The sequence below is a fragment of the Streptomyces griseorubiginosus genome (assembly GCF_017614965.1).
Classification (GTDB): Bacteria; Actinomycetota; Actinomycetes; order Streptomycetales; family Streptomycetaceae; genus Streptomyces; species Streptomyces griseorubiginosus_B.
Genome location: NZ_WVUG01000037.1, coordinates 36,735 through 44,471 on the forward strand (window position 1 = coordinate 36,735; position 7,737 = coordinate 44,471).

A 7,737-nucleotide genomic window follows, 5' to 3' on the forward strand; every position below is an offset into this window, starting at 1 on the left:
GCGTCGTTGGAAGGGTATAGTTGAACCGTCAACAACTTGGAGGTCGAGCGACCATGCAGTTCGGGATCTTCAGCGTCGGCGATGTGACGCCGGACCCCACCACGGGGCGTACGCCGACCGAGCGTGAGCGCATCAAGGCCATGGTCGCCATCGCCCTGAAGGCCGAGGAGGTCGGCCTGGACGTCTTCGCGACCGGCGAGCACCACAACCCGCCGTTCGTGCCCTCGTCCCCGACGACGATGCTCGGGTACGTCGCCGCGCAGACGGAGAGGCTGATCCTCTCCACCTCCACGACCCTCATCACCACGAACGACCCGGTGAAGATCGCCGAGGACTTCGCGATGCTCCAGCACCTTGCCGACGGCCGGGTGGACCTGATGATGGGACGCGGCAACACCGGGCCGGTCTACCCCTGGTTCGGACAGGACATCCGCCAGGGCATCAACCTCGCGATAGAGAACTACGCGCTGCTGCGCCGCCTGTGGCGCGAGGACGTCGTGGACTGGGAGGGGAAGTTCCGGACGCCGTTGCAGGGCTTCACCTCGACGCCCCGCCCGCTGGACGGTGTCCCGCCGTTCGTCTGGCACGGCTCGATCCGCTCGCCGGAGATCGCCGAGCAGGCCGCGTACTACGGCGACGGGTTCTTCCACAACAACATCTTCTGGCCGGCCGACCACACCAAGCGCATGGTCGAGCTGTACCGGACCCGGTACGCGCACTACGGGCACGGGACGCCGGAGCAGGCGATCGTGGGCCTCGGCGGCCAGGTCTTCATGCGGAAGAACTCGCAGGACGCGGTGCGCGAGTTCCGTCCGTACTTCGACAACGCGCCGGTGTACGGCCACGGGCCCTCGCTCGAGGACTTCACCGACCAGACCCCGCTGACCGTCGGCTCCCCGCAGGAGGTCATTGAGAAGACGCTCTCCTTCCGGGAGTACGCCGGTGACTACCAGCGCCAGCTGTTCCTGGTGGACCACGCCGGGCTGCCGCTGAAGACCGTGCTGGAGCAGCTCGACATGCTGGGCGAGGAGGTCGTGCCGGTGCTGCGCAAGGAGTTCGCGGCGGGCCGCCCGGCGGACGTGCCGGAGGCACCGACCCACGCGTCGCTGCTCGCCGACGCGCAGAAGCACGCTGCCGATGAGGAGGTCGTCGCATGAAGCTCGTCGTCGTCTCGGCGGGGCTGAGCGTCCCGTCGTCCACGCGGTTGCTGGCCGACCGGCTGGCCGCGGCGGTGGGCCGGCAGGCGCCGGTCGAGGTCGAGGTGGTCGAGCTGCGCGACCTCGCCGTGGAGATCGCGCACAACTTCACCAACGGCTTCCCGGGCCGCGCCCTGGCCGCCGCGCAGGACGCGGTGACCTCGGCGGACGGACTGGTCGTCGTCACGCCGGTGTTCTCGGCCTCCTACAGCGGCCTGTTCAAGTCGTTCTTCGACGTCCTCGACAAGGACGCGCTGGACGGCAAGCCGGTCCTGATCGCGGCGACGGGCGGCTCGGCCCGCCACTCGCTGGTCCTGGAACACGCTCTGCGTCCGCTGTTCGCGTATCTGCGGGCGGTGGTCGTGCCCACCGGGGTCTACGCGGCCTCGGAGGACTGGGGCGCGGAGGGCCTGGAGGGGCGGATCGAACGGGCGGCGGGGGAGCTGGCCGCGCTGATGACGGGGCTGTCGGGGCGCTCGGAGCGTTCGGAGATCTCTGAGATCTCGGGGCTCTCGGGTCCGAGGCGGGCCAAGGACGACCTGCAGGTCGTGCCGTTCGCGCAGCAGCTGGCGGCGCTGTCCCCCAACGGTTCGTCCGGCGTGTGAGCGGCACCTCCCGCCGTCGGTGAGAAGACGGTAGGCGTATGTCTCCGGTTGCCTGTGTGACGGTGAGAGGCCGGTAAAAAGGCTGATCGTCGGTCCGCTCACTTCGGCCGAACAGCCACCGGCCTTGGCAGACTGGGTGCGTGCCCCAAACTGTGCTGCTCGCCGAAGACGACCGCGCCATCCGCCATGCGCTGGAGCGCGCCCTGAGCCTGGAGGGCTACCAGGTCACCGCGGTCGCCGACGGCGTAGAGGCACTGGCGCAGGCCCACAAGACCCCGCCCGACGTGCTCGTCCTCGACGTGATGATGCCCGGCATCGACGGGCTCCAGGTCTGCCGGGTCCTGCGCGCCGAGGGCGACCGCACCCCCATCCTCATGCTCACCGCGCTCGTCGAGACCGCGGACCGCATCGCCGGTCTGGACGCCGGCGCCGACGACTACGTGGTGAAGCCCTTCGACGTCGAGGAGGTCTTCGCCCGGCTGCGGGCCCTGCTGCGGCGCAGCAGCCAGGACAACGGCGCCGCGCCCGACGTACCGGCGAAGGAGGCCAAGGGGACGAAGGACGCCGTCCCGTCCTCCCACCGGCAGATCGAGGCCGCCGGCCTGCGCATGGACATCCAGGCCCGGCGCGCCTGGCGCGGGGAGCGCGAGCTGGAGCTGACCCGTACCGAGTTCGAGCTGCTGGAACTGCTGGTGCGCAACGCCGGCATCGTGCTCGACCACTCCACGATCTACGACCGGATCTGGGGCTACGACTTCGGTCCCGGCTCCAAGAACCTCGCCGTGTACGTCGGCTACCTGCGCCGCAAGCTCGACGAGCCCGGCGCGCCAGCGCTGATCCACACGGTCCGTGGCGTGGGTTACGTGCTCCGGGAGGACTGAGTGGGCCGGCTCAGGCGGCTGCTGGCCAGACGGCGGCCCGGGCTGGTCTCCCTGCGCACCACGTTCGCGGTGTCGTTCGCGACGGTCACCGCCTGTGTGACCGTGCTGGTCGGCGTGCTGTCGTACAGCGCGGCGGCGCGGCTGGTGCGGGTGGACCAGGAGTCGGTGTTCGACCAGGTCGTGCAGGATCTGCGGGACGAGGTGCGCCAGCACCGGATGACCCCGGACGACTTCTCCTCGTCGGCGCCGGGCCACGACATCGTGCGGCCGGCCCGGACGGACGTCCAGGTGCTGGGGCCGGACGGCAAGGTCGTCGACTCCGGGAGCCCCGGGCTGCCGGTGACGGCCGCGGACCGGGCGATCGCCGTGACGCGCACGGCCGCGAGGATGGTCGAGCACAAGGACGTCGGCGTCGACGCGGACGTCTACCGCATCGCGACCGTGTCGCTCGGCGACGGGCGGGGTGCCGTGCAGGTGGCGCAGGAGTTCAGCGACACCGAGGATCTGCTGCGGGCGCTGCAGCAGCGCACGCTGATCCTGATGGCCGCCGTCGTGACCGCCGCCGGTCTGTTCGGCTGGTGGCTGGCCCGGCGCATCACCCGCCGGCTGATCATCCTGACCTCGGCCGCCGAGGACGTGGCCCGCACCCGCCGGCTCGGCATCGAGGTGCCGGTCACCGGGTACGACGAGGTGGGCCGCCTCGGCCGCGCCTTCGACCGGATGCTCGGCCGGCTCGCCCAGTCGGAGGAGGACCAGCGGCGCCTGGTCCAGGACGCGGGCCACGAACTGCGCACCCCGCTCACCTCCCTGCGCACGAACATCTCCCTGCTGCGCCGCATCGACGAACTGCCGCCCTCGACCAGGGAGGAACTGGTCGCCGACCTCGGCCAGGAGGCACGCGAACTGACCGATCTCGTCAACGAGTTGGTCGATCTCGCCGCCGGGCAGTCCGACACGGAGCCGCCGCAGCGGGTGGACCTCGTCGACATCGCCGAGGACGTCGCCGGGGTCGCCCGGCGCCGTACCGGACGGGAGGTCACGGTCCGCTCGAGCGGCGACACGACGACGGACGGGCGGCTCGGGATGCTGACCCGGGCGCTGTCCAACCTCGTGGAGAACGCGGCGAAGTTCGACCGCGACGGCACCGGTCCCATCGAGATCGCCGTCTCCGGGCCCGCCCGGCCCGGCACGGTCCGCGTCGAGGTCCTCGACCGGGGCCCCGGCATCGCCGACTGCGACCTCGTCCGCGTCTTCGACCGCTTCTACCGCGCCGCCGACGCCCGCTCCCTCCCCGGCTCCGGCCTCGGCCTCTCCATCGTGCGCGAGGTGGCCATGGCCCACGGCGGCGCCCCCTTCGCCTTCCAGCGCGAGGGGGGCGGGGCGGTCATCGGCTTCACGGTGGGGGGAGTACCGGCGAGCACGGTCCGCGAGACGGGCTGACCGAGGCCCCGGCCCGTCAGGGGCACCGCCCCCACCCGGTGTCGCTGAGCCGGGCGGGGGCGGTCCGTGACGTCAGGGCCTGGTCCCCCGGGCGGGCTCCTGACGCGGGAGGGCCAGCAGCCCGAAGGCCGCCAGCGTCACGGCGATGGAGACGGCGACGACGACCCGCGCCCAGTGCGGGGCCTCGTCGTCGAAGAAGGCGACGAACCCCATCACGGCCGACACGAACCGGGAGCCCAGGACAGTGTTCAGGCCCGGTTCGCTGCCGCGCAGGGCGGGGAGCGTCGCGGCGAGGGTGAGCAGGCCGAGGATCGTGCCGGGCAGCACGATGAAGACGGGCGGCCCGTCGGAGGACAGCAGTCCGGCCGTGCCGGCGACGTCGAGCAGACCGAGCAGTGCGCAGAGGGCCAGGGCGACGGTGTGGGCGGCCGGGTTCCTGACGAGAGTGCCGTTCACGGCGGTCGTGGTGGTCATCGGGTGCCTCCCGGGTAGGGGTTGGGGTAGTACGGGTGTCGGAAGAAGCGGCGAGCCGGTCGGAGCCGGGTCCGTCAGGAGTGGGGCGGGTCGGAAGTGGCCGTGGCTTCCGCGACGACCTCCACCAGGGCGCAGAAGTCCGCCGTCATCCCGGCCCGCGCCGCCTCCTGCGAGCGGCTCTCGACGAACCTCTTGAACTCCCCGGCGGACTCCTCGTCGGCGAAGACGACCGCGGTGTGGGACTTGCCCGTCTCCGCGTCCCGCATCCAGTAACCGGTCACGAAACCCCGCCGGGACCTGGTCAGCGGCACGATCCGGTCCTTGAACGCGCGCCGCTGCTCCTCCTCCCGGCCCTCGTCCGTGCTCCAGACGCCCACGACCGCGTACATGACGCTCGCCTCCTCACGTCTCTGGCCATTGACGCTAGGGGGACGGCGGCAACCGGCCATCCGGGAAACCACTCACGGCACCACTCAGCCGCGGCGTGCGTACCAGGCCGCGATGCGGGCCCGGGAGTCGAAGCCGAGCTTGGTGAGGATGTGGGTGACGTGGTTCTCGGCGGTGCGCTCCGACAGCCGCAGCCGCCGGGCGATCTGCCGGTTGCTGAGCCCCTCGGCGACCAGCGCGGCCACCTCCTCCTCGCGCGCGGTCAGAACGCCCCTGCGGGTGCCGGCCTCGACGGCGGCGATCTCCCCCTCCAGCGGCCGCAGCTCCAGCCGCCGCGCGATCTGTGACGCGGCCGCGAGATGCTCCTCCGCGCCCGCCGGATCGGCCGGGCGGCGGGCCAGCAGCAGCCGAGCGGTCTCCATCCGGACGCGGGCCTCGTACGGCGGTGAGCCGGTCGCCCGGCAGGAGGCCAGCGCGGCCCGCAGATGGCGTTCGGCGGCCGGCCAGTCCGCCAGGAAGGTCGCGAGCATGCCGAGGTAGAGAGTGACCGGACCGCCGGAGGGATTGTGCGCGCCGGCGGTGACCTGCCGGTCGGCGTACGGCAGGAGGTCCTCGTACAGCGTCACGGCTGCCTCCCGGTCCCCGAAGGTCACCGCGAGGCGGGCGTTGGTCGTCCCGGCGACGATCCACTCCGGCGCACCGCGCGGAAGGTCCCGTACATAGGGGGCGATCGCCCGCCACATCTCCGCCGCCTCCGCGGTCCGCCCCGCGCCCACCAGGACGTCGACGAGCCACCCCCGGGCGAAGAACGGCCCCCGGGCGACGAACTCCCGCACCCCCGTCTCGACCTCGTCGAAGCCCTCCCCGGTCTGCGTCGCCAGGTGCGAACGGAACACCAGGTCCAGGAACCCGGCGCCCTCGTGGCCTCCGCGTTCGCCGATCTCCAGCGCCCGGTCGGCGAGTTCGCGGGCGGTGTCGTGCCGTCCCTCGTGCAACGCCAGACAGGCCCGCACCCGCAGCAGCCGCCACTGCCAGAGCGGTTCGCGCATACGGGAGACGAGGTCGGCGAACGCGGTCAGTTCGCGGTCCAGCTGGACCCGGCGGCCCAGCTCCCAGAAGGCGTCCAGCCGCCAGACGTGCCCCCACGCCGTGGGCTCCGCGCGGCCGGTGTCCCGGCCCAGCCGCAGGGCGCGCTCGCCGATCGACAGCCGCTCCAGCACGTGCCGGCCGTCCACCAGGGCCGTGCCGCGTGCCTGGAGTGCGAGGAACAGGGCGTCGGGGTCACCGCACGCCTCGGCGGCGGCCAACGCACGCCGGCTCGTCTCGACGGTCTCCGTCCCGGCGAACGGATCGCTGGTACAGGCGAATTGGGCGAGCACCCGGGCCTCGCGCACGGGGTCGTCCACCTCTCGGAGCATCTCCAGCGCCGACGCGCACAGGGCGTGCAGCTCGGTGGTGAGCGGGGAGTTGGTGATGCCCCGCACGACGGTGGCCGCGTCCGCGACGATCTCCGCGTCACCGGCAGCCCGCCCCAGTTCGGCGGCCTCGCGGCAGCACCGTCCCGCCTCCTCGATGGCCCCGGAGCGAAACGCGGCGCGCGCCAGCTCCAGCGCCAGCCCGGCCCGCAACTGCGCACCGCCCGGCACCAGCGGCAGCAGCCTCAGCGCCTCCCGGTACTGGAACGCCGCGTGCTCGTACGCCAGTTGGTCCCAGGCTCGCCGTCCGGCCGCGCGGGTCGCCGCCAGCGCCTCCTCGGCGCCGGTCAGCGGCGCGGCCTGCCGGAGGTGATGCGCGAACGCCTCCAGCGGCCCCGTGTCCGCGAGCGCCCGGGCGGCCCGGGCGTGCAGGGTGCGACGGGTGGGGGTGGGGAGTTCGGCGAGGAGGACCTCCTGGGTGAGGACGTGGCAGAAGCGGACGGTGTGCGGGGCGGGGGCGGTGACGAGGTCGACGGAAAGCGCCTCGTCGAGCAGGTCCTCGAGGGGCGCGGAGCCGGTGTCGTCGACGACGGAGGCGAGCAGCGGGACGGTGAACTCCCGTCCCAGTACGGCGGCTTGACGCATGACCCGACGACAGGCAGGAGTCAGCCGATCGAGCCGGCCGCCCACAGCCTCCCGCACGGTACGCGGCAGCCGGCCGTCCACCGGCCGTCCTGTCTCCACCAGCCGCAGCATCTCCAGAACGAACAGTGGATTGCCCTCGCACCGCTCCCGCACGACCTGGAGGAGCCCGGCGTCGGGCGCCCGTCCCAGCGCCCGCCCGGCCAGCTCCGCGACCTCGTCCGGGGTCAGTGCGCCGAGCGTGATCGTGCCGGCCGCGCGTCCCCGGCCCAGAGCCCGCAGTACGGCGCCCGCCTCGCCGTACGCGAAGGCCTCCTGCCCCCGGTACAGCCCGATCAGCAGCACCCGGTCGTCGGTCACGGCGGAGGCGGCCCACTGCAGCAGCCGCAGCGACGGCTCGTCGGCCCAGTGCAGGTCGTCGAGGACCACGAGCAGCCCGTGCCCGCCACCGGAGCGGCGCAACTCCTCGACCACGCCGTCGAAGACCTGGAACCGGTTCTCCGAACCGCCCCCGCGTCCCGCGATGGCGTCCGCCGGGCGCCCGACACCCCGCAAGATCTGCACCCACGGCCAGTACGGCGCCGTGCCCCCACCCTCCAGACAGGCGCCCCAGGCCACGCGCATCCCGGCCCGCCGTGCCCGCCCGCTCAACGCGTGCGCCAGCGCCGTCTTCCCGGCCCCGGCGTCCCCCTCGACC

7 protein-coding genes are annotated in these 7,737 nt (G+C 73.0%); 4 read left to right on the plus strand and 3 right to left on the minus strand.

Features of this window, described 5'->3' with window-relative positions:
* Positions 1 to 53: 53 nt before the first annotated feature.
* The 4 genes from GRC12_RS10385 (at position 54) to GRC12_RS10400 (ending at position 4,122) form a co-directional block, all read left to right on the plus strand.
* Positions 54 to 1,157 (plus strand): LLM class flavin-dependent oxidoreductase, encoded by a 1,104-nt coding sequence (locus tag GRC12_RS10385; protein WP_208778907.1) that lies wholly within the window; start codon positions 54 to 56, stop codon positions 1,155 to 1,157.
* The gene (locus tag GRC12_RS10390) at positions 1,154 to 1,801 is read left to right on the plus strand and encodes an FMN reductase (RefSeq protein ID WP_208778908.1); all 648 of its coding nucleotides are present in this window, start codon (positions 1,154 to 1,156) and stop codon (positions 1,799 to 1,801) included. Before GRC12_RS10385 ends, GRC12_RS10390 begins: the two co-directional genes overlap by 4 nt.
* A 140-nt stretch (positions 1,802 to 1,941) precedes the next feature.
* Positions 1,942 to 2,682 carry a response regulator transcription factor gene (locus GRC12_RS10395; protein WP_208778909.1) on the plus strand — a complete coding sequence of 247 codons (741 nt, stop codon included), beginning with the start codon at positions 1,942 to 1,944 and terminating at the stop codon, positions 2,680 to 2,682.
* Positions 2,683 to 4,122: a sensor histidine kinase gene (locus tag GRC12_RS10400; RefSeq protein ID WP_208778910.1), complete on the plus strand. Its 1,440-nt coding sequence runs from the start codon at positions 2,683 to 2,685 to the stop codon at positions 4,120 to 4,122. It abuts the gene before it with no gap.
* Between the two features lie 72 nt (positions 4,123 to 4,194).
* On the opposite strand, the gene GRC12_RS10405 is transcribed toward GRC12_RS10400, so the two are convergent.
* The 3 genes from GRC12_RS10405 to GRC12_RS10415 form a co-directional block, all read right to left on the minus strand.
* Positions 4,195 to 4,596: a hypothetical protein gene (locus GRC12_RS10405; RefSeq protein ID WP_208778911.1), complete on the minus strand. Its 402-nt coding sequence runs from the start codon at positions 4,594 to 4,596 to the stop codon at positions 4,195 to 4,197.
* Between the two features lie 74 nt (positions 4,597 to 4,670).
* Positions 4,671 to 4,985, minus strand: coding sequence for an antibiotic biosynthesis monooxygenase (locus GRC12_RS10410; RefSeq protein ID WP_208778912.1), 315 nt, complete (start codon positions 4,983 to 4,985; stop codon positions 4,671 to 4,673).
* Between the two features lie 84 nt (positions 4,986 to 5,069).
* Positions 5,070 to 7,737 (minus strand): ATP-binding protein (locus GRC12_RS10415; protein WP_208778913.1); only part of this gene is annotated, 2,668 nt, incomplete at its 5' end.